The sequence below is a fragment of the Cyanobacteria bacterium FACHB-DQ100 genome (assembly GCA_014695195.1).
In the GTDB taxonomy this organism is placed as follows: Bacteria; Cyanobacteriota; Cyanobacteriia; order Leptolyngbyales; family Leptolyngbyaceae; genus Leptolyngbya.
The window spans coordinates 70,725-89,875 of record JACJNW010000034.1; the positions used below are offsets into that span (position 1 = coordinate 70,725).

Sequence of the window (19,151 nt, forward strand, 5' to 3'; positions counted from 1 at the left end):
GTGCAATCTTGCAGACAAATCACGGATGATCCACGACCTCGAATGTTCAACTCTAATGATTTAAGCTAGGATAGGCAACTGGATCATGAACTCAATTCCCTGACCTAGCTCGAACTGAACCTCTAAACGACCGCCATGGTTTTCTTCTACAATTTGACGGGCGATCGTTAGTCCGAGTCCCATTCCTTTACCTACCGCTGGTTCGTGCTAATCCCTCTAATCCGCTCTGTTGCACCTTTCATTGATTGTAGTAATTTGGCACGAGTGATAGCAGTACCTATGAGATGCTATCACTGCAAATTCAACTGATAACTCAATCAATCGTTATTGAGGCTTTGAACTGGGCTTCGGAGTTGGAGCTTTCAGCGCTTTGGGCAAGGGTGGCACCGACGGGACTGGAACAACGCTGGGTTTTGGGCTGGGCGCGATGATCGCACGAGGAGCTGCTTTTTCTCCTAAAATTCCTGGATTGCCTGTATCAAAAACTCCTGCCACACAAGCGATCATCATCGTGGCTAGAGTTCCAACAAATAAAGCTTTCCATCCCAACTCAGAGATATCTTTGCGGCGTGAGGGAATCAGCGCGATCGTTCCTCCCGCAAAGATGCCAACCGAAGCTAAATGAGCAAAGCCCGAAAGCGCATAGCTGATAATGAGAACGGCGCGATCGCTAATCGGATTTTCCGGTCGGGATGCTGCCGCTGCTAAAGCTTGATAGGGAGGAATTGCTGTTTCGAGCAAGCGCCGTCCGATGATTACAGAAGATTCCCAAAGCTCATTCCAGTCCAGCGAAACCCCGGTCAGAAACGTAAACGGCAAAAATAAAACGCCTGTAATATTCGCCAAAGTGACGACTTTGAAGATATCTCCGATCGGCGCTGGAAGCGTTGCCAATCCACCAAAGATTTGATTGATTAGTGAAACCAAGCCCAGAATCAGAATCAGCACGGCTGCGATCGACACTGCCATTTTCACGCCGTCGAATGCCCCCAGAATTGCTGCATCCAGGGGACTGACTCGCTCTTCCTTAGCTTGAACGATTCCGCCATCTTCAGCGAGATATTCTTCCTCTTTGGGAATGCCACCCATTGTTAATGGCTTTTCGGTCTCAGGAACAAGGATTTTGGACAGAACAAAACAAGCCGGGATTGCAATAATCGACGCAGAAACTAAGTGACCCAGAATATTCGGAAACACTGGACGTAGAAAGCTGACATAGATCGCTAAAGTCGATGAAGCGGCGGTTCCAAAGCAGCAGGACAAAATCGCGCAGAGTTCGCTGCGGGTCATTTTCGGCAAATAGGGCTTAACCACGATCGCCGCCTCAATCCCAACAAAAATATTCGCCGCCCCGCTCAAGGCTTCAGCGCCACTCAATCGCATCACCGCATAAAACGCTTTGGCAAATACGTTGGTGATCACCTGAATCACACCGAGATTTTGCAATAGTGCCATCAACCCGGAGAAAAAGATCACCGTTGGCAGAGCACGAAACGCAAAAATGTATCCTAAATTCACGTCGCTCGGTTGTCCGAGCACAGGAACGATATTTCGCCCGAACACAAAACGCGCTCCAGCGTCCGCCGCTAGAAACACTCCATCGAGCAAATTACTAAAAATCTGAAGTGCTTCACGAGTTCCTGGCACCACAAAAACCATCGCACCAAGAACCAGTTGCAGCAGAATCCCAGACAGCACCACTCGCCAAGGAAACAGCTTAGGCGTGCGATCCTCAGAGAACAGCCACGCGATCGCACACAAGCCAAAGATGCCAGCCAACGAAACAAGATTGAGTACGCTCATGGGTAGAATCGGGCGAGAACGCTAGAGAAGTCATCGTTCATAGCACGATACATAAGATTCCCGATTTCGGCGCAATAATCTTTCAGGCTTAAGGCTAAATGATCCTGAAACCCGAATTCCAAGCCATAATGATTGCAGCGTTAACTGACCCTGCATAAATGATGGACGCTTTTGAGCCGACTCCGCCAACTTGGACACAGACGGCGGTTCATTCTTTCTCGTTTGCTTGTCCGACCTGTCATAAGCCTGCGATCGAAGCCGATCGCGTTTGGATTAATCGCCGATCGCCTGTCTTTACCGAGGACTACCGCAAAAAATGGCAGGAGTTCTATCACTGTCAATGTGGTCAGGCGTGGTGGGCTTGGAGCAGTGAGCGACCTCCAAGCGAATTCGGAAACCGCGAAGACGATCTCCGCCGCCGATCGGATTCGTTTAACCCTTTTGACGACTTTTAGGCATCAATTCTCTAAGTTCGCGCAGTAGAGGCAATGTAGGCATAGTCCTTGATCCAGGCTGTGTGAGAATTCCGTGTCGCGGACTAAGTAAAAATGCTAGAAAAAATAAGCCCGATGCCACCATGACGATCGCCGCGCCAGAGGGCAGATTGTAGAAGTAGCTGAGGTACATTCCGCTAATGCTAGAAACAATTCCGATCGCGGCTCCCAAAATCATCACATGATGCAATCGTTTGACCAGTAGATAAGCCGTTGAGCCGGGTGTAATTAGCAGCGATAACACGAGAATCACACCGACGGCTTTCATGCTAGCGACGATCGTTAAAGCAATCAGTACCATTAAGCCTAAATTGAGTAAATTCGTCGGTAGTCCTGCCGCTTGTGCGCCCAGTGAATCAAAGGTATAGAAGAGAAGCTCTTTATAAAAAAGAAAGACGATCGCTAAAATAATCCCAGCAATAATTGCAGTATCTCGAACATCACTAGCGGTAACGCCTAAGATATTACCGAATAGAAAATGATTCAAATCAATTTTGTTATCTTTTTGAATCACGGTAATTAGCGTGATTCCCAATGCAAAGAATGCACTAAAGACAATGCCCATTGCAGCATCTTCTTTGATGGGCGATCGTGTTCGTATCCAGGCAATAATTAAGGTGCTGAGAACGCCTGCAATAAAAGCGCCCACAAAGATATTGAATCCGAATAGAAACGCAATCGCGAGTCCTGGCAGTACAGAATGGCTAATCGCATCACCCAACAGTGCCAATCGCTGCACAATCAGGTAGCTTCCAACGATCGCGCAAATTAATCCGACCAAAATCGCAATGATTAGCGATCGCTGCATGAATCCATATTGCAAAGGCTCAATCAAAGCATCCATAGTTATGCAGCATCCGAGAAGAAGACAACTTTACCGCCATAAGCCTGTTGTAGATTCTCTTGCGTCAAGACTTGCTGACGAGATCCGCTGGCAACCAGCGACTTATTCAACAAAATCAAATCATCAAAGTGCCTAATCGATTCACCCAGGTCATGATTCACCACCAAGATTAATTTATTCTCGCGGGTCAATTCCTTGAACACATCGAACATAATCGACTGGGTTTTTTGATCAATTCCGACAAAGGGTTCATCGAAACAAAACACTTCTGCTTGTTGCGCTAATGCTCTTGCGAGGAATACCCGTTGCTGTTGACCACCGGACAGATCAGAAATCGCTCGATCGCGAAATTCGATCATTCCAACTCGTTCGAGTGCCTGAGTTGCCAATCGCCGACTAATCGAAGAATAGCGCTGAAACCATCCAGTTTTTCTGGTGCGTCCCATCATTACGACATCCCAGACGGTTACAGGATATGTCCAATCAATTTGCGATCGTTGCGGCACATACGCGACTTGATCCAACTGATTGACGAGCGGTTTTCCTTGATAAAGAACTTTACCGCTGATGCTTGGAATTAGACCCAACATGGCTTTGATCAGGGTACTTTTTCCAGCTCCATTCGGACCAAAAATTCCAATTAAGCGCCCCGGTTTGACGGAGAAGCTAATTTGGCTCAGAGCTTCGATCGCACGATATCGAACGCTGAGATCTTCGACTACCAGATTCGATGTCGCTTGGTGGGGATGGGCTTGAGAATGAACGGTAAATCTAGGAGTGGCATCGTCGAAAAAGGGAGTCGATTGCATAACGGGTTCTCCGAAAATGAAAAAAAAATGAAAACCGTGATTACTAAAAGTATTGCAGAAAAATGAAAGGATTATGAAAGCTAAGAAAAATTTTGGAGGGCTTCAATCCTATCCCTGAGTGTAGGCAGCGATTGATCGAGTGCAATCACCATTCGGGCAGACGATCGCATTCGCCCCGCGACACACTTATTATGGAATCTGCTTCTGTTTCAAAAGTCGGATGCCTGCCTTGAATCAATTTTCTTTCCACTGCCAAGCCCGCTGTCAACACACTCACGCCCGCGCTGGAGTTTTTCACACCCCGCATGGAATTGTCGAAACGCCGCGCTTCATGCCCGTGGGAACGCTAGCGAACGTGAAAACCATCACGCCGGATCAGCTCGAAGCCACGGGGGCACAGATGGTGCTGTCGAATACCTATCATTTGCACTTGCAGCCGGGGGAGGATATTGTTCAAAAAGCAGGCGGTGTCCATCGTTTCATGAATTGGTCAAAGCCGATGCTGACGGACTCTGGCGGCTTTCAGGTCTTTAGCCTCAGCGAGATGCGATCGATCACTGATGAAGGCGTAACCTTCCGCTCTCCTCGCGATGGTCAGATGATCAAAATTACGCCAGAGAAGTCAATCCAGATTCAAAATGCGCTGGGTGCAGATGTGATTATGGCGTTTGATGAATGTCCGCCTCCAAGCGTGGGACGCGATGCCACCGAGAAGGCGACTTCTCGCACTTACGATTGGCTAAAACGCTGCATTGAGGCGCACCAACGATCAGATCAAGCCTTATTTGGAATTGTGCAAGGCGGAGAATTTCTAGACCTCAGAGCCGAAGCGGTTCGACAGTTAGCGGATTTAGATTTGCCGGGATATGCGATCGGGGGTGTCAGTGTCGGTGAAGCGCCCGAAATTATCGATCGAGTCGTTCAAGCGACAACGCCGTTGTTACCCGAAAATAAACCACGCTACTTAATGGGAGTGGGAACCTATCGCGAAATGGCACGAGCGATCGCGGCGGGAATGGATTTATTCGACTGTGTGATTCCGACTCGATTAGCACGGCACGGAGCGGCTTTGGTGCAGGGAGAACGCTGGAATCTGAAGAATGCGAAATTCCGCGAAGATTTTACGCCGATCGATGAATCCTGCCCGTGTTACACCTGTCAGAATTTTAGTCGGGCTTATGTCAGTCATCTGCTGCGATCGCAAGAATTGCTTGCCTATACCCTCATCTCAATTCATAACATCACCGAACTGATCCGCTTCACTCAACGCATTCGCACCGCAATCTTTAACGGCACGTTTCACACTGAATTTGCTGCATGGCTTCAACCCGTGGAATGAGATGGAATTCTACGATCGTGATTTTCTCGAACTGCTTGCTCCAGGCTTTCAACCTTAATCTATGAATCCCTGAAAAATTGGCAACTAGAGACGCTCCTCGAATCGTGTTAAAATCCGTATCAATTATGAGTCCTGTGTTGGAGAGGTCATCGCGTCATGGAAGCAGCAATGCTACTTGCAAAATTGCCTGAAGCTTACGCAATTTTTGATCCGTTAGTTAATGTTCTGCCTGTGATTCCTGTTTTCTTTCTCTTGCTGGCGTTTGTGTGGCAAGCTGCCGTCGGTTTCAAATAAACGGCTGAATCAAAACGTAAACAAAGAGAGGGGTCAAAGCTGATCCCTCTCTTTGTTTGTTTAAGCAGAATCTTCTGTGAATTACTTCCGTCCGCCGATCGCTTTTCGAAATGCAGGACGTTCTGTCATGCGCTTGATGTAATTCACGACATTCGGATAGTCGCTGAGATCAAGCTTCAACATCATGGGAATATACGCCAACATTGAACCCACTGCGACATCAGAAACAGTGAAACGATCGCCCGCAATAAATTCCTGTTTTGCAAGAATCTCGTCTAAGGGCTGCATGAGCCGCGGCGTTTCGCGCTCTCGACTCGCTTCAACAAAGACTCCAGGGCCTAAGGTCGCATTTGCAAATAACACCCACTGAGCCGCAATCGCTCGATCGCTCGAATTAGAATTGCCGTATTTGTCAAACAAATAGAGCAGAATTGCGCCCGACTCCCAAAGTTTGAGATCGCCATCGACGATCGCAGGAACTTTGGCAAACGGATTGATTTCGCGAAATGCGGCTTGTTGATGCTCTCCGGATTGCATATCCAGCAGCACAAATTCGTAAGGCACCTCTAATTCTTCGAGATACCATTGCGCGATCGATGCCCGACTCCGCGCACCGCCATAAAGCTTAAGCATGATGTCTTACAGAACTTCGTGAGTGTACTGATGTTGTTTTACATTATCTTCGGTCTTGACGATGCGTTGTGAATTGAGAACGCGCTTGCGATCGACCGAAAAATTGAAATCGTTGCGGCTTGTGCCTGCGGGAATATGAGATTGAGCGCTCGATTTGGCTTTGTAGGTGCGAGCGGATGCGGTGGCGCGAAAGGCGAAATCGTCGCAAAACTGCACATCAGTAGGGAAGTTTTCAGGCAGATGCAAGGAGTCCTCTGAGATCACAGCCCCGATCGTAGTTGCGGTTGCCGATTCATAAGAGGTCGGAATGCCTTTGACGATCGCTTCGAGTGCAGCAGAGGGAATCGGCTCGACGACGCGGACTTCGTGAACTCCGTCATCGTCTTTGATAAAACAAGTGGCTAAACCGACAACAAGATAATCAGCGCTGGTTAGATCATCAGTGTGAGGATAAGCGATCGTAGTAGTCATAAGCGGTGGTGAAAGCCAGATTGAAGGGATTTAGCACAGTTGCGATCGTATCAACCGCTTAGAATCGAACTTTCAGAACGATGTAAATCTTAATCTTGATGCGATTGAAGTGATCGAGCCGCAACCTCCAAGAATTTTGCACGTCAACGGGACGGGATGTGATACCGTTATCCTTTCTTTATTTTGTCTGCGGCAATGAAGCGATTTCTCGGCGCGTTAATTTTGGCAGTGTTGACGACTGGATTGATTGTCGGTGCAGCTTGGTCGAAGCCTTCTCTGGGCGTGGTTTATCCGCCAAACCAGCATGAAACAACTGCCAAACAGATTTTCTTTATCGGCTCAGCCCCGCCCAAAGGTGAAGTGACAATCAATGGCAAGCCAATTCAACGCAGTCCTGGTGGTCATTTTGCACCGAGTCTTCCGCTTCAGTTGGGTGAAAATCAGTTTTCAGTGCGCTATCAAGATCAAGAACTCAAACTTAAAATCACGCGTAGCCCGATCGAACCGCCCGCACCCGTTGGCATGACGTTTGCCAAAGATTCGCTCATGCCTGATGTGGATCTCACTCGATCGCCCGGAGAAACAATCTGCCTCAGCGCGATCGCGCCTCCTAACATGATGGTGAATGCAAAGGTTGCAGGTCAACTGATCCCATTGATGCCGCAAACGCCGATCGCGAATCTCCCCGCAAATTCGGGCGTATTAACGGGCTTGGTTCAGCCGCTCTCGACTCAAGCCACTCAGTATGCTGGTTGTATTCGACCGCAATCGATCGGAGATTTGGGAAAAGTGACTTATCTTTTAGGCAATGTCACTCAGGAAGCCCCTGGAAAGCTTGTGATTCTTGATCCGGCTCGATTAGAAGTCGCAGAAGTGACAGCTGATCAAGGCGCTGCGCGAACAGGCGCAAGTACGAATTTCTCGCGTCTGACTCCACTACCGAAAGGAACGAGAGCCACGATTACAGCGCGTGAGGGTGATTGGGTACGGCTCGATTATGGTGGATGGATTCGATCGAGCGATGTCAAAATTGTTCCTGGAGCGACACCAGCACGATCGATCATTCGCGGCATTACTTCTCGTCAGGTAAAAGGCTGGACAGAAATTTTATTCCCACTGCAAACGCCTGTGCCGCTCTCCGTACAACAGGATCAAAATCGATTCACGCTTACGCTATATAACACCACTGCACAAACAGACACAATCCGATTAGATAATGATCCCGTGATTGCTAGAGCCAACTGGCAACAAGTTGAGCCTGAGAGAATTGAATATCGCTTTGACTTAAAATCGAAGCAGCAATGGGGATATAAATTGCGATACGAGGGAACAACGTTAGTTTTATCGCTAAAACATCCGCCCCGAATCAAGCAGAAATCACTTTCAGGCATCAAAATTCTGATTGATCCAGGACATGGCGGAAACGAAGACCTGGGATCAAGAGGTGGAAACGGCTATCCAGAGAAATCGGTCGCCTTGATTACGAGCAAATTACTGCGGGATGAATTGACGAGTCGGGGTGCAACCGTTGCCATGACGCGTGAAGCGGACGTTGATGTAGAACTTGCCGATCGCATCAAGCGGATTAACGACACTGAGCCTGCGATCGCGCTTTCAGTTCACTACAACGCGCTGCCGGATGATGGCGATGCGATCAATACCAAAGGGGTTGGCACATTTTGGTATCAACCCCAAGCGCATGATTTGGCGATGTTTCTGCACAACTACTTGGTGAAAGAACTCGATCGACCTTCTTATGGGGTGTACTGGAATAATCTTGCTCTGACTCGCCCCACGACGACACCCTCTGTGTTGTTAGAACTGGGATTTATGATTAACCCTGACGAGTTTGAGTGGATTACCAACCCGCAGGAACAAAAGAAACTAGCAGTAACGCTGGCAAATGGTATAACCACTTGGTTTGCTCAGGCTCAATAGATCGACCTTTGGCAGATTGGAATGAAATGGTCTACCTTAGTAGCGTGTGTTGTTTGAGACAAGGGTAGATCGTGAAAAGAATGGGTCTAATGCTATTTCTGCTGCTATTCGTAGCAGTCGCGTGTGTCGCATTTAACAAGCTTCAATCCCGTAAACCCGGTGTTGTTTCCGGCTGTCCAGATTGGGTACTGACACAGACCGAAGCCGCAACAGAGTTTGTTCATCCCAATCAAATTGTCGTTGAACCGTGGCAGGGGCGGCACAATGTTTTTGCAACGTTCAACGTTCCTGATGGCTATCATCCGACTCCGTTTGCTGTAGTGAGGTTTGAGGGATCAAGCCCCTACTGCGGAGATGTAGTGGTACATTCGGCTGCAAACGGCGATCGTCAAGTCACAGCATTCTTTAGAACTCGGACGACGCTTTGGTTGATGTCAAAAGGACAGATCAATCAGTTAGAGCAGCCAAACAACTGGAAACTGGCGATTTTCAAATCTTAGTTCCTTGTTGGAATATCCCACTGAGCGACGATCGCTTGCAGGGTACTAAACGAGACTTGTGCAAAGTATTGTCTGTAGAACTGTTCCTCGCGGACTGCGGTGAAAAATTGCTCGATCGCAGCATTCGCTAACTGATCGGAGTCTTTCAGCGTTATCCTAAAGCGCTGATCGGCATAAGTCACCTGAAAACCAAGTTGCTCTAGTGCTTGAATGCCTGCTTTGAGCGCGACATCACCGATGTGTAAGCGATCGTACAACTGCTGTCGGGTTGCTGTTTTTCCAGTCCGACTGAGATATTTTGCAATTCCCACCAAGGTTTGCCAAATTTCAGCAGCAGGCATCAAAGTTGGGGGAGGATAAGCGATCGCTAAAGGACGCTGCTGATGAATTGCGCGTCTAAACCAGGTTTGAAACTCGATCCAATTTGCAGGAGCAGTTTTAAGTTCGAGCACGTTTCCGTGTGCCGGAGGCAACGCATCTTCAGTTGTCCGATCGCTTCTCCAATCTAAAAGCCATTGTGACTGTGCAGCAACATTCACTTGCTCACAAGAACGCACCGCAATTAAGCGAACCTCATACCGTTTCTGCTGAACATTGTTTTCAAGTTCAACGATCGCATCACACCGCCCTGATGGCAGCTCATACGCATAGTGTCCCCACCAAATACCCGGAAAACCTTTCTCAACTGTCTCATCCCAAATGGTGAAAGGAGTGCGAATGTATTCTACTTTGCGTCCACGGAAATCTTGAAGTTTAGTGTTTCGTCCGGCTTGGAACCAACAATTCCGAATCAGTAACTTAGGAATCGGATTACCCATGCCACAAGGCTCGATCAGCCGAATTTCCTTGTAGAGTTCTAAGTTCAGTTCGCTGACGGTGACACACAAATCTGCTTGAATGGTTGGAATCGGAGGCTCACTCGATTGTAATAATCGCTGATTGATAGCTTGAGCGAATAATTCCAAATTGTCGATCGCCAAACTCAATCCTGCTGCAAACGGATGCCCCCCAAAGCGATGTAAAAGATGCTCTTGATCTTTGACTAACTGATAGAGATCAATTTGATTGGTCGATCGTGCCGATCCTCTGGCAAACTCTCCATCTATAGTTAATAAAATCGTTGGCTTACCGTATTCTTGAGCAATCTGTCCTGCAACCAATCCAAGGACACCCGCGCTCCATTGTTCATCCCACAGCACAATCACACCTGTTGTTGAAAGATCAAGCTGACTCAGTTTCGCCTTTGCTTGCTGCAACACATCTTTCTGCAACGCTTTTCTACGAGTGTTTGCAAGCTCTGTTTGTTCTGCAAGTTCTCGACAGCGCTGGACATCCTGACTGGTAAGTAGTTCCACACAGAAATGAGCATCCCCCTGAATTCGGCTGACTGCATTGATTCGAGGGCCTAACCCAAACGAAATATCAGTCGGTCGATCGCCCGATCGCTTACACAATTCCAATAGTCGAGTAATCCCCGGTCGAGTTGCCTCTTTTGTGGATTGCTTCTGAAGTTGCTCAATGCCTTTCTGTGCTAGATACCGACAGTCTCCCTTTAGCTCAACAAGATCAGCAATCAAGCCGATCGCGACTAAATCTAATAATTGCTCGATCGACTTTTCGGGAACATCCGGTAAAGCTTCGTACAGTGCTTCAACCAGTTTGTAAGCCACTGCAACCCCAGAGAGCGAGGCAAACGGATGATTTTGATCCAGCGATCGCGGGTTGACGATCGCAATCACAGGCAGACGCAATTCTGGCAAAGTATGATGATCAGTCACAATCACATCGATTCCAAGACTTTGAGCATACTGAATCTCATCTAGGTTCGTACTGCCCGTGTCGCAAGTCACTATCAAGTGAACGTGCTTTAGTTGATCAATTCCCGTCTTGGATAGTCCATGTGATTCAGTCAAGCGATTTGGAATGTAGTAGAACAGCTTTTCATGCTGCGGAAAGAACTGTCCTAGACCGTCCCATAAAACCGCCGTAGAAGTAACTCCATCGGCATCGAAATCCCCCCAGATTGCGATCGTTTCATCCCGCTCGATCGCCTGCACTAATCGCTGTACTGCCCACTGCATTTCTTTTCCGAATGCGATCGCGCTCGTCGGTTGATAGCTTGCTGCAAACAAATACCCCGCTAATCGTTCTACCTCTCGGATGCCACGCTGCCACAGCAATTGAGGTAAATAGCGTCCTTCAATTCCTGGAGCCTGTTGCTTCACCGCTTGCACAAACGCTTCTGGAACCTCAGAATCACCATAAACTTGCCATTGCAGAACCGGATCACCCATAAGTTAACCAAGAAATAGATACATAAATACTACCTCTTAAATAGGAACTTCCTGAATCTCTGCAAGGCTGCGAAACGGGTTAGAACTCACCGAATCTTGAGCCGATCGCTCACACCGAATCGCAAAGCTACAGTCCGCACAAGACTCCACAATTTCGGGAGTTTGAGGGAAAAACTCGCCCTGTGTTTCGTAGCGATCGAGCCACATCCCAAACTGATCCAACAATCGCGTCAACGTCTGTCGCGTCTCCTCATGCTGCCTGGAACTGTAGGGAAGCCTCAAGCTCTGCGCTGTTTCTCCATTCGCCTGAAAAAACCAATAAGTCATCGAAATCTGTTCCGGTGCATACTCACTCGTTTCAGCCAGCACAAAGGGATACAAGCGAGACTGCCAGCTTTGAGACAAATCACTTCTAGACGGCTTCGGATAGGTTTTCCAATCGAGAATCTGTGCTTCCTGCTCGGTCAGAATTAGCAAATCATACACCACCGTCAAAATATGCCCGCGAAACTCCAGCATCCGTAAATGTTCACTTTCTCGAAACAAGGGATCGTGAATCTGGAGAATTTGCGGAGCGGCTGCGGTAAACGCATGAAACCACTGCCGCAATTGCGGGTCTTCCTGGAGAAAGGGCGCGATCGGTAACCCCATCTCCCACTGCTGCATCAACGAGTGAAACCGGCTCCCCGCTAAGAGCCGCTCTTGCTGCTCCAGAGAATTTGGCGATCCCAACTGCTCTAGATAAGTGTGCTGAAATTTGCGTGGACAGAGTTCCAATAAATTGAGATGACCTTGAGAAAGCCGCATCGATTACTCTTTGGTTAAAACGAACACACTACCCTCGTTGCCACGCCCGATCCGCAAGTCTTCATCGAGATACGTGATATCCAGCCAACCCTGCTGATCTCGGCTCTCGATACTAAAATCGATCGCGGCGAACTTCTGATCGGATTCTAGCTGGTGAATAAAGTAGTTGGGCGACTGGTAATCGATCAGCCGCTGCAACCCAATGACCGATCGCTCAAACTTCACTTCGACTCGCCGCTCTGTCCGAGGACGGAACCGCGCCACAACGGCAACAATTCCCTCTAAAAACGGCAACCCCGAAACCTCTGCAATGTTATACAGCTTCGCTTCCGGAGCGCGAATACATTGATACACCTGCCCCAACCTTAAGAATGGAAATTGATCGATCCCCAAAATCCCGCGACTGGTTGTATAAAGCAAGCGCCAATTGCCATCGAGTAAACTCAGGGCTTCGAGCGGTCGTGGAGTTGGATTGCGATCCTCAAGCTGTGCGATCGCCGCTAAAATTCCCTGTTTTTGCGCTTCATCGGCAAGAATGCCGCGATTCTTTCCTGCAATCACTTCAAGTAAAGCCGCCTTCCCGATCATGGCACGCTCCTGGAGTAAATAGACTTAATCCTAATCGCTCTCCATAGCTGTGTCTCAGTTTGGAGAAATATTCTTACAGTTGCCTGGATCGTTCTTTGAAAAAATACTTGACATTTTCAGAAAAATGTAGAAAATGCTTTGAATCTTAAGCAAGAAAGCTGAATCAAGCCTATTGCTCTAATTCAAGCAAAAATCCACTCTAAGAGTGACCGCAAGTGGTAGACTCTGGGTGTTTTAGTCGATCTAAGATAGCATTAGAATTCCTTTACGGCTGGAGCTATAAACCCTCAATGACTCACAATCCGTCCTTACGTCAAGAAACTCGAAATCAGCGTGCCGCTATCATTCCAATGCAGCAAGAGTCGTCAATTCTCGACTGGCTTGAAAGCAGCGGACGACTGTTAGCACGCGACAATGCAGATTTCGACTACCTTGATGATGAGGAAGAAATTAACGAACTGATGGAAAACGACGGTGGTACTTTTGACACCGACGACGATGATGACCTCGATTTAGAAGATTAGATGATGCTGGACTAGGTTCTCTAAAGAACCTAGTCCTTTAATGAATGTGGTGTACTGTGCGGAGTGAGATGAAAAGCTTGTGGACGCGAAACTATTGACAGGAAGAGCCTTAAACTTTTCAGGAACGCGATTGTTCCTTGTATTAACGATCGGCATGACCATCGCCGCGATCGCACTCGATCAAACCAGTGGTCGCGCTTGGAGCCAGAACACATCGCTAACCTTCCCCATGTGGATGAGTGGACTGGCAACCGCAGGAGTCGGTTTCTGGGCGGTTCCATTTCTCAAAGCGCTCAAAGCGGGACAGATTATTCGCGAAGATGGGCCACAATCCCATCTAAAGAAAGCTGGTACTCCGACGATGGGAGGCGCATTCTTTGTTCCAGTCGCAGTCGCGATCGCACTGTATCTCTCTGGATTTTCCGGCAATGTGATTGCGGTTTCAGCCCTCACACTCTCTTATGCGGCGATCGGCTTTCTCGATGATTGGCAAATTATTCGCCGCAAGTCGAACAAAGGCATCTCCCCTAGAACCAAGATGGGGTTGCAAATCTCTTTTGCCGTTGCTTTCTGTCTTTGGTTGATGGTGACAAATTCTAGCCTGACGACGATCGCCCTGCCGTTCGGTTTGATGTTGCCGTTGGGAGCGCTCTTTTGGGTGCTGGCTGGCTTTGTGTTAGTCGCAGAAAGCAATGCAACGAATTTGACCGATGGCATGGACGGCTTGGCGGGTGGAACGGTGGCGATCGCGTTTCTCGGTTTGGGGGCGCTGATCTTTCCAAGTCATCCTGATCTGGCGGTTTTTTGCGCTGCTTTGAGCGGTGGTTGCCTTGGATTCTTGGTACATAACCGGAATCCGGCACGAGTATTCATGGGCGATACGGGATCGCTGGCGCTAGGCGGCGCATTAGCGGCAGTTGGGTTATTGACAAATTCGCTGTTTGCTTTGCTGATTTTGAGTGGTCTATTTTTCCTCGAAACGCTCTCGGTGATTGCCCAAGTCGCATACTTCAAAGCAACGAAAGATGCTAACGGAGTGGGTAAACGCCTGTTCAAGATGTCTCCGTTCCACAATCATCTAGAATTGACGGGCTGGACAGAAACTCAGGTTGTCGGCTGGTTCTATGCGATCGCCGCACTACTCGCTGGTTTCAGTCTCGTGATTCATTAAAAAGTTTAATTCCGCACAAAAACTATGATCGAGTCACTAAAATCTGTTATAATAGTGGCTCATCACTCTGGAGAGATGGCTGAGTGGTCGAAAGCGGCAGATTGCTAATCTGTTGTACGGTCTTGAACCGTACCGAGGGTTCGAATCCCTCTCTCTCCGTTTATTTCTAACAACTTATCTCTAACAACAATGTGCGCCCTCGATCGTGTACTACTGCTTTAGGCAGAGGCGACAATCGACGAATTATCGAGAATGAGATGGATCAAGCGTAGATTTTCGTATCTTCGTTTGAAAAAGCATCTTTAACTCTAGAGGGCACAAAATATGACACGATCGAATTTGTCTAAAATTCTGTCTGCGAGTGCGTTAGCGATCGGTCTTGCAACCTTGCCATTGGGATTACCTGCTGTAGCTCAAAGCAGTGGTTCGGGTAGCTCGTCAGGAAATGGCACTGCTGGCTCTACAAGCGGAACGACAGGCACGGGAACGACTGGCACTACAGGAACTGGAACAACAGGTACCGGAACCACGGGAACTGAAAGTTCAGGAACTGCGGGAACGACCGGAGCCGGAACCACGGGAACCGGAACGACAGGAAGTTCGGGGACGACTGGAACTGGAGCGGCAGGTACAGATACAACAGGTGCAGGTGTCGGAGCAGCAGGTACAGGAACGACAGGCACGGGAACGACTGGGACAACAGGCACTGGGACAACAGGGACGACTGGAACCGGAGGTGTTTCTGGGGCAGGAACGACTGACCCAAGCGGAAATACAGGTGCAACCACGATTTCTCCTGCGGGTGCTAACACTTCGACCGCAGGGAGCAATCAAGACTCTGGCGGCAACTGGGGACTATTAGGCGCTTTAGGGCTTGCTGGATTAGTTGGCTTGAGCAGTAGAAGAAGACAAACCTCCTGATTCTTGGAGCGATCGCAGCATCGGCTCACACGGGTCAAACGATGGTGCGATCGCTCCTGTATAGATTTACAGGTAGATTGCAAACTAACCGTAATCTGAGAGTTCAGCTTGTATTTATCACAAGGGTCATCCTCTGCTGAGCATTTGGCAGATATGATCAATTCAATTTTGAATGGAATGCTCGAATGATTGTCTGTCCAAATTGCAATCATCCCAATCCAGACGGCGCGGTGCAGTGTGAGTCTTGTTACACCCCTTTGCCTGCGACGATCGCTTGTCCCAACTGTTCTGCGACCATCCAAGCCGATGCCAGCTTTTGTGGACAGTGCGGCTTTAACCTGAAATCTATGAACGCTTCTATGCTATCGACTCCTGAATCTTCTGATCCGCAGAAACTTCCTGATCCGGTAATTCCTGATGCGTTAATCGAACCTGATCCGATCGTGCTTCCCACTCAAGCCGAAGCCGCTCCTGCGTCAATCCCGCAATCAAATTCAGTCACCCAACTTCAGCAGAGTTATGCCCGATTGCTGAACTTACAGACGAGTACCGAGATCGAGATTCCGCCGAGTTTGACGGTGATTCACATCGGTAAGCCTAACGATCGCATTCCCCCGGATATTGATGTCTCTGGGTTTCCCAATTCTGAGATCGTGTCGCGGATTCATGCAGATATTCGAGTAGAGGGCGATGCTTACTACATTGAAGATGTGGGTAGCTCGAATGGAACCTATATCAATAACTCACCGCTGCCGATGGGTAATCGCCACCGGCTGAGAGCGGGCGATCGCATCTCACTGGGTAAAGGCGATAAGGTTGCGTTTCTGTTTCAGATGTAGGGCGGCAGGTCTAACGATTAGCAACTCCAACCGCAAATGCGATCGCGGCGACGGCACTCAGTAGCGTCATGAGTCCGGCAGGCATGAATTTACGAGTTTCTCTCCAGCGCAAGCCGAAAAAGGTTGTGAGTGCGATCGCGATTAAGATAGCAACGAGCAACCCTCGGACTCGATTCCCTGAATTGGCGTAGGCAGCGACTCCAAGCGCAACAGCGCTTCCTAATCCTGTCATGAGAGAAACGCGGCTTCCCGCTTTGATATAGCCAATGATGCCGCCGATCCCGACTAACAATCCGTAGAGGGCAATGAGAATTGTCCAGAGCATTGTGATTAATCTAGTTATTTGTCTAAAAACGGTTCCTTCACTGTAGAGGCAGATGCCTGATATTGCCGTCGTGCTTCGTACAGCATTAATGCAGTCGCGATCGCTACATTTAACGATTCCACCCCTGCTACTAATGGAATTGTCACCTGAACCTCTGCCAATTCCAGCAATTCGGCTGATAGTCCTGCGCCTTCATTTCCCATCAAAATCACGCTAGGTCGAGAAAAGTCAATTTCCCAATAACTCCGGGTCGCTGTGGGAACGGTTGCGATGATTTGCATTCCTTGAGATTTGGCTGTCGCTAAATCCGCCTTTAAGTCCGAGCGAATTGACATCGGTAAGCGAAACCATTGTCCAGCAGACGATCGCAAAACTTTCGGATTTTCAATATCGGCACAGTCTTCACTCAGCCAGAGTCCTTCCACTCCTGCGGCAGCAGCCGTGCGAATAATCGTGCCTAAATTGCCGGGGTCTTGAATCGTTTCGAGAACTAGACCCAATTGAGAAAATTCGACGGGACGAGTGTGAAAGCGATCGACGGTTGCTACAACTCCATCAGGTTCTACGGTGGTGGCGGTCACTTTGATCACTTCCGGGGTAACGAGCTCAAGCCGCTGCGATCGTCGTTGCAGGTATGCAAACAAATCCGGATGCTGGTGCTGCCAGGTTTCGGTGCAGCAGACGGTGAGAAAAAATAAGCCGATCGCGCTTGCTTCCTCGATCAGATGCGTTCCTTCAAGTAAAACGACTTGTTGTTCTCGCCGTTCTTTAGCGCGATGCAGCTTTCGTAATTGTTTGATCAGTGGATTTTGCAGACTGGTAATCATCTTCTCTTCCGACACTAAAGGAATTTTAGTGCGTCGCTGAATTCCTGGTACACTCAAAAAACTCAATTTGGGCTGCTGTCATGCTGAGAGAACTTTGGCGATCGCTGATCCTCTGCGTTCTGTGTTTTTCTGTCGTGATCGGCTGTACTCGGTCTACGCCTGAACCAATGGCGCAGAATGACGGGCGAATTACGATCGGGACGACTGCCAGTATCAGCACCCTTGATCCGGCAGATGCGTATAGTATTTTTGCCGGAAATCTCCTGTATAACTTAGGCGATCGACTTTATCGCTATAAACCGGGTACGAGTGAGTTAGAGCCGCAGTTAGCGACAGCATTACCGAAAGTGAGTGCGGATCAGTTGACGTATACGATTCCGTTGCGGCGTGGGATTGTATTTCATGATGGTGAGCCATTTAACGCAAAAGCAATGGAGTTTTCATTGCGGCGCTTTATTCAAAATGGGGGTTCGCCTGCATTTTTGCTAGCTGATGCCGTGGATTCGATTTCGGCACAGGGTGAAAATCAGTTAAGCATTAAGTTGAAAAAGCCGTTTGCTGGATTTCCTGCTCTGCTTGCATTTTCAGGTGCGTGTGCGGTTTCTCCCAAAGCCTACAAAATCGAGAAAGGATCGTTTAATTCTGAAAGTTTTGTGGGAACTGGAGCCTACAAATTAGCGAAGTTTGGGACTGATTCGATCGTCCTCGATGCGTTCGAGCAATATTGGGGCGATAAACCTGCAAATCGGGGTGTAAACGTTCAGTTTTTCTCAAGTCCAGCGAACTTATTTAATGCGTTTCGGACAGGCGCGATCGATGTCGCTTACCAGGGACTTGCACTCGAACAAATCCGCAATCTCAGAGAAAACGCTGGCGACAATACTTGGAGAATGATCGAGCGATCGGGCAGTGGAATCGACTATCTCACTTTAAATATGAAATCTCCGCCGCTTGATCAGTTGGAGGTGCGACAAGCGATCGCCGCCATCATGGATCGTCCAATTTTAGAGAGTCGGATTTTTCAAGGACAAGTTGAGCCTTTATATAGTTTGATTCCGAGCAGCTTACGGGAACAGAAGCCCGTGTTTAAGGAATATGGCGATCGCAACATTGAGAAAGCGCGAAATTTACTTACAAGAGCGGGTTATTCAGAATCGAATCCGCTTAAGGTTGAATTTTGGTATCGATCGAACATCTCAAACGATCAGCTTGCAGCCGTGACCTTAAAGGCAGTGGTGCAAAAATATCTCGGTAATTTGATGCAGCTTCAACTCAACAGTGTTGAATCCGTTACCGCTTACAGAAATCTCGACAAAGGCGCATATCCGATCTTTTTGCTGGACTGGACACCTGATTTTCTGGATGCAGATAACTATATTCAGCCGTTTATGGAATGTGCAAAAGGCTCACCGAATCAGGGCTGTGAAGAGGGATCGAGCGCGTTGCAGGGATCGTATTATTACAGCGATCGCGTGAATCAATTAATCGATCAAAGCCGCAAAGAACGCAATCCAGAGGCGCGTCGGCAAATGTTTGAACAACTGCAAGATGCACTGGCAAAAGATGTTCCCTTCATTCCGCTTTGGCAGAACAAGGATGTTCTATTTGTGCAGAAAAATATTCAAGATGCAACGCTAGAAGTGACTCAGAAAGTTCCGTTTGGAACGATGAAAAAGGCTTAGTTCGATGAGTTTTTCCGATTCGAGCCGAGTTGCCCCTAAACCCCCCAT

At 48.4% G+C, this 19,151-nt stretch carries 20 protein-coding genes and 1 tRNA gene; 11 read left to right on the top strand and 10 right to left on the bottom strand.

Annotation, left to right across the window (positions count from 1 at the left end; translation table 11 throughout):
• Positions 1-324: 324 nt before the first annotated feature.
• Entirely contained in the window at positions 325-1,803 is a 1,479-nt protein-coding gene (locus H6F51_19155; GenBank protein MBD1824590.1) for a nucleoside:proton symporter, read from the bottom strand.
• Between the two features lie 161 nt (positions 1,804-1,964).
• On the opposite strand from H6F51_19155, the gene H6F51_19160 reads away from it, so the two are divergent.
• Positions 1,965-2,258, top strand: a complete 294-nt coding sequence (locus H6F51_19160; GenBank protein MBD1824591.1) for a hypothetical protein — start codon at positions 1,965-1,967, stop codon at positions 2,256-2,258.
• Here H6F51_19160 and H6F51_19165 read toward each other — a convergent pair.
• Positions 2,236-3,141, bottom strand: coding sequence for a metal ABC transporter permease (locus H6F51_19165; GenBank protein MBD1824592.1), 906 nt, complete (start codon positions 3,139-3,141; stop codon positions 2,236-2,238). The genes H6F51_19160 and H6F51_19165 overlap by 23 nt on opposite strands.
• A gap of 2 nt (positions 3,142-3,143) precedes the next feature.
• Positions 3,144-3,950: a metal ABC transporter ATP-binding protein gene (locus tag H6F51_19170; GenBank protein MBD1824593.1), complete on the bottom strand. Its 807-nt coding sequence runs from the start codon at positions 3,948-3,950 to the stop codon at positions 3,144-3,146.
• Positions 3,951-4,170: 220 nt separating this feature from the next.
• Between H6F51_19170 and tgt the strand changes: the two genes are divergently transcribed.
• Positions 4,171-5,289 (top strand): tRNA guanosine(34) transglycosylase Tgt, encoded by a 1,119-nt coding sequence (gene tgt, locus H6F51_19175; protein MBD1824594.1) that lies wholly within the window; start codon positions 4,171-4,173, stop codon positions 5,287-5,289.
• Positions 5,290-5,445: 156 nt separating this feature from the next.
• Positions 5,446-5,583 carry a photosystem II reaction center protein K gene (locus H6F51_19180; GenBank protein MBD1824595.1) on the top strand — a complete coding sequence of 46 codons (138 nt, stop codon included), beginning with the start codon at positions 5,446-5,448 and terminating at the stop codon, positions 5,581-5,583.
• A gap of 81 nt (positions 5,584-5,664) precedes the next feature.
• Here H6F51_19180 and H6F51_19185 read toward each other — a convergent pair whose 3' ends face one another.
• On the bottom strand, positions 5,665-6,216 hold the full coding sequence (locus tag H6F51_19185) for a glutathione S-transferase family protein (protein MBD1824596.1): 552 nt from the start codon (positions 6,214-6,216) through the stop codon (positions 5,665-5,667).
• A gap of 6 nt (positions 6,217-6,222) precedes the next feature.
• Positions 6,223-6,687, bottom strand: coding sequence for a hypothetical protein (locus H6F51_19190; protein MBD1824597.1), 465 nt, complete (start codon positions 6,685-6,687; stop codon positions 6,223-6,225).
• A gap of 195 nt (positions 6,688-6,882) precedes the next feature.
• Here H6F51_19190 and H6F51_19195 point away from each other — a divergent pair, with 195 nt between their 5' ends.
• A complete protein-coding gene (locus H6F51_19195) occupies positions 6,883-8,625 on the top strand; it encodes an N-acetylmuramoyl-L-alanine amidase (GenBank protein ID MBD1824598.1) in 1,743 nt (580 codons plus the stop codon).
• Positions 8,626-8,714: 89 nt separating this feature from the next.
• On the top strand, positions 8,715-9,125 hold the full coding sequence (locus tag H6F51_19200; protein ID MBD1824599.1) for a hypothetical protein: 411 nt from the start codon (positions 8,715-8,717) through the stop codon (positions 9,123-9,125).
• Here the strand turns inward: H6F51_19200 and recJ are convergent.
• The 3 genes from recJ to H6F51_19215 are packed head-to-tail and all read right to left on the bottom strand — an operon-like array spanning position 9,122 to position 12,814.
• The gene (gene recJ / locus H6F51_19205) at positions 9,122-11,419 is read right to left on the bottom strand and encodes a single-stranded-DNA-specific exonuclease RecJ (GenBank protein MBD1824600.1); all 2,298 of its coding nucleotides are present in this window, start codon (positions 11,417-11,419) and stop codon (positions 9,122-9,124) included. The genes H6F51_19200 and recJ overlap by 4 nt on opposite strands.
• A gap of 36 nt (positions 11,420-11,455) precedes the next feature.
• On the bottom strand, positions 11,456-12,226 hold the full coding sequence (locus H6F51_19210) for a PD-(D/E)XK nuclease family protein (protein ID MBD1824601.1): 771 nt from the start codon (positions 12,224-12,226) through the stop codon (positions 11,456-11,458).
• 3 nt (positions 12,227-12,229) lie between these two features.
• Complete coding sequence (locus H6F51_19215; GenBank protein ID MBD1824602.1) at positions 12,230-12,814, bottom strand: PAP/fibrillin family protein; 585 nt, start codon at positions 12,812-12,814, stop codon at positions 12,230-12,232.
• 290 nt (positions 12,815-13,104) lie between these two features.
• On the opposite strand from H6F51_19215, the gene H6F51_19220 reads away from it, so the two are divergent.
• The 5 genes from H6F51_19220 to H6F51_19240 all read left to right on the top strand — a co-directional run bounded on the left by H6F51_19220 (position 13,105) and on the right by H6F51_19240 (position 16,269).
• Positions 13,105-13,338 carry a DUF3134 domain-containing protein gene (locus H6F51_19220; protein MBD1824603.1) on the top strand — a complete coding sequence of 78 codons (234 nt, stop codon included), beginning with the start codon at positions 13,105-13,107 and terminating at the stop codon, positions 13,336-13,338.
• Between the two features lie 79 nt (positions 13,339-13,417).
• Positions 13,418-14,509, top strand: a complete 1,092-nt coding sequence (locus tag H6F51_19225; protein MBD1824604.1) for a phospho-N-acetylmuramoyl-pentapeptide-transferase — start codon at positions 13,418-13,420, stop codon at positions 14,507-14,509.
• A 69-nt stretch (positions 14,510-14,578) separates the two neighbouring features.
• Positions 14,579-14,668 (top strand) — tRNA-Ser (locus H6F51_19230).
• 165 nt (positions 14,669-14,833) lie between these two features.
• A complete protein-coding gene (locus tag H6F51_19235) occupies positions 14,834-15,430 on the top strand; it encodes a hypothetical protein (protein ID MBD1824605.1) in 597 nt (198 codons plus the stop codon).
• A gap of 185 nt (positions 15,431-15,615) precedes the next feature.
• Complete coding sequence (locus tag H6F51_19240; GenBank protein ID MBD1824606.1) at positions 15,616-16,269, top strand: FHA domain-containing protein; 654 nt, start codon at positions 15,616-15,618, stop codon at positions 16,267-16,269.
• Positions 16,270-16,279: 10 nt separating this feature from the next.
• Here H6F51_19240 and H6F51_19245 read toward each other — a convergent pair whose 3' ends face one another.
• Together H6F51_19245 and H6F51_19250 are read right to left on the bottom strand one after the other, a co-directional pair.
• Positions 16,280-16,594: a TMEM14 family protein gene (locus H6F51_19245; protein ID MBD1824607.1), complete on the bottom strand. Its 315-nt coding sequence runs from the start codon at positions 16,592-16,594 to the stop codon at positions 16,280-16,282.
• A gap of 14 nt (positions 16,595-16,608) precedes the next feature.
• Positions 16,609-17,421 (bottom strand): RNA methyltransferase, encoded by an 813-nt coding sequence (locus tag H6F51_19250; protein MBD1824608.1) that lies wholly within the window; start codon positions 17,419-17,421, stop codon positions 16,609-16,611.
• 80 nt (positions 17,422-17,501) lie between these two features.
• On the opposite strand from H6F51_19250, the gene H6F51_19255 reads away from it, so the two are divergent.
• The gene (locus tag H6F51_19255) at positions 17,502-19,103 is read left to right on the top strand and encodes a peptide ABC transporter substrate-binding protein (GenBank protein ID MBD1824609.1); all 1,602 of its coding nucleotides are present in this window, start codon (positions 17,502-17,504) and stop codon (positions 19,101-19,103) included.
• Positions 19,104-19,151: the final 48 nt, after the last annotated feature.

Coding starts and splice junctions, on each gene's coding strand:
- H6F51_19220 (MBD1824603.1), top strand. CDS start 13,105: ATGACTCACAATCCGTCCTTACGTCAAGAAACTCGAAATCAGCGTGCC.
- H6F51_19180 (MBD1824595.1), top strand. CDS start 5,446: ATGGAAGCAGCAATGCTACTTGCAAAATTGCCTGAAGCTTACGCAATT.
- H6F51_19245 (MBD1824607.1), bottom strand. CDS start 16,594: ATGCTCTGGACAATTCTCATTGCCCTCTACGGATTGTTAGTCGGGATC.
- H6F51_19190 (MBD1824597.1), bottom strand. CDS start 6,687: ATGACTACTACGATCGCTTATCCTCACACTGATGATCTAACCAGCGCT.
- H6F51_19235 (MBD1824605.1), top strand. CDS start 14,834: ATGACACGATCGAATTTGTCTAAAATTCTGTCTGCGAGTGCGTTAGCG.
- recJ (MBD1824600.1), bottom strand. CDS start 11,419: ATGGGTGATCCGGTTCTGCAATGGCAAGTTTATGGTGATTCTGAGGTT.
- H6F51_19155 (MBD1824590.1), bottom strand. CDS start 1,803: ATGAGCGTACTCAATCTTGTTTCGTTGGCTGGCATCTTTGGCTTGTGT.
- H6F51_19170 (MBD1824593.1), bottom strand. CDS start 3,950: ATGCAATCGACTCCCTTTTTCGACGATGCCACTCCTAGATTTACCGTT.
- H6F51_19255 (MBD1824609.1), top strand. CDS start 17,502: ATGCTGAGAGAACTTTGGCGATCGCTGATCCTCTGCGTTCTGTGTTTT.
- H6F51_19185 (MBD1824596.1), bottom strand. CDS start 6,216: ATGCTTAAGCTTTATGGCGGTGCGCGGAGTCGGGCATCGATCGCGCAA.
- H6F51_19215 (MBD1824602.1), bottom strand. CDS start 12,814: ATGATCGGGAAGGCGGCTTTACTTGAAGTGATTGCAGGAAAGAATCGC.
- H6F51_19240 (MBD1824606.1), top strand. CDS start 15,616: ATGATTGTCTGTCCAAATTGCAATCATCCCAATCCAGACGGCGCGGTG.
- H6F51_19165 (MBD1824592.1), bottom strand. CDS start 3,141: ATGGATGCTTTGATTGAGCCTTTGCAATATGGATTCATGCAGCGATCG.
- H6F51_19200 (MBD1824599.1), top strand. CDS start 8,715: ATGCTATTTCTGCTGCTATTCGTAGCAGTCGCGTGTGTCGCATTTAAC.
- H6F51_19210 (MBD1824601.1), bottom strand. CDS start 12,226: ATGCGGCTTTCTCAAGGTCATCTCAATTTATTGGAACTCTGTCCACGC.
- tgt (MBD1824594.1), top strand. CDS start 4,171: ATGCCTGCCTTGAATCAATTTTCTTTCCACTGCCAAGCCCGCTGTCAA.
- H6F51_19250 (MBD1824608.1), bottom strand. CDS start 17,421: ATGATTACCAGTCTGCAAAATCCACTGATCAAACAATTACGAAAGCTG.
- H6F51_19160 (MBD1824591.1), top strand. CDS start 1,965: ATGGACGCTTTTGAGCCGACTCCGCCAACTTGGACACAGACGGCGGTT.
- H6F51_19195 (MBD1824598.1), top strand. CDS start 6,883: ATGAAGCGATTTCTCGGCGCGTTAATTTTGGCAGTGTTGACGACTGGA.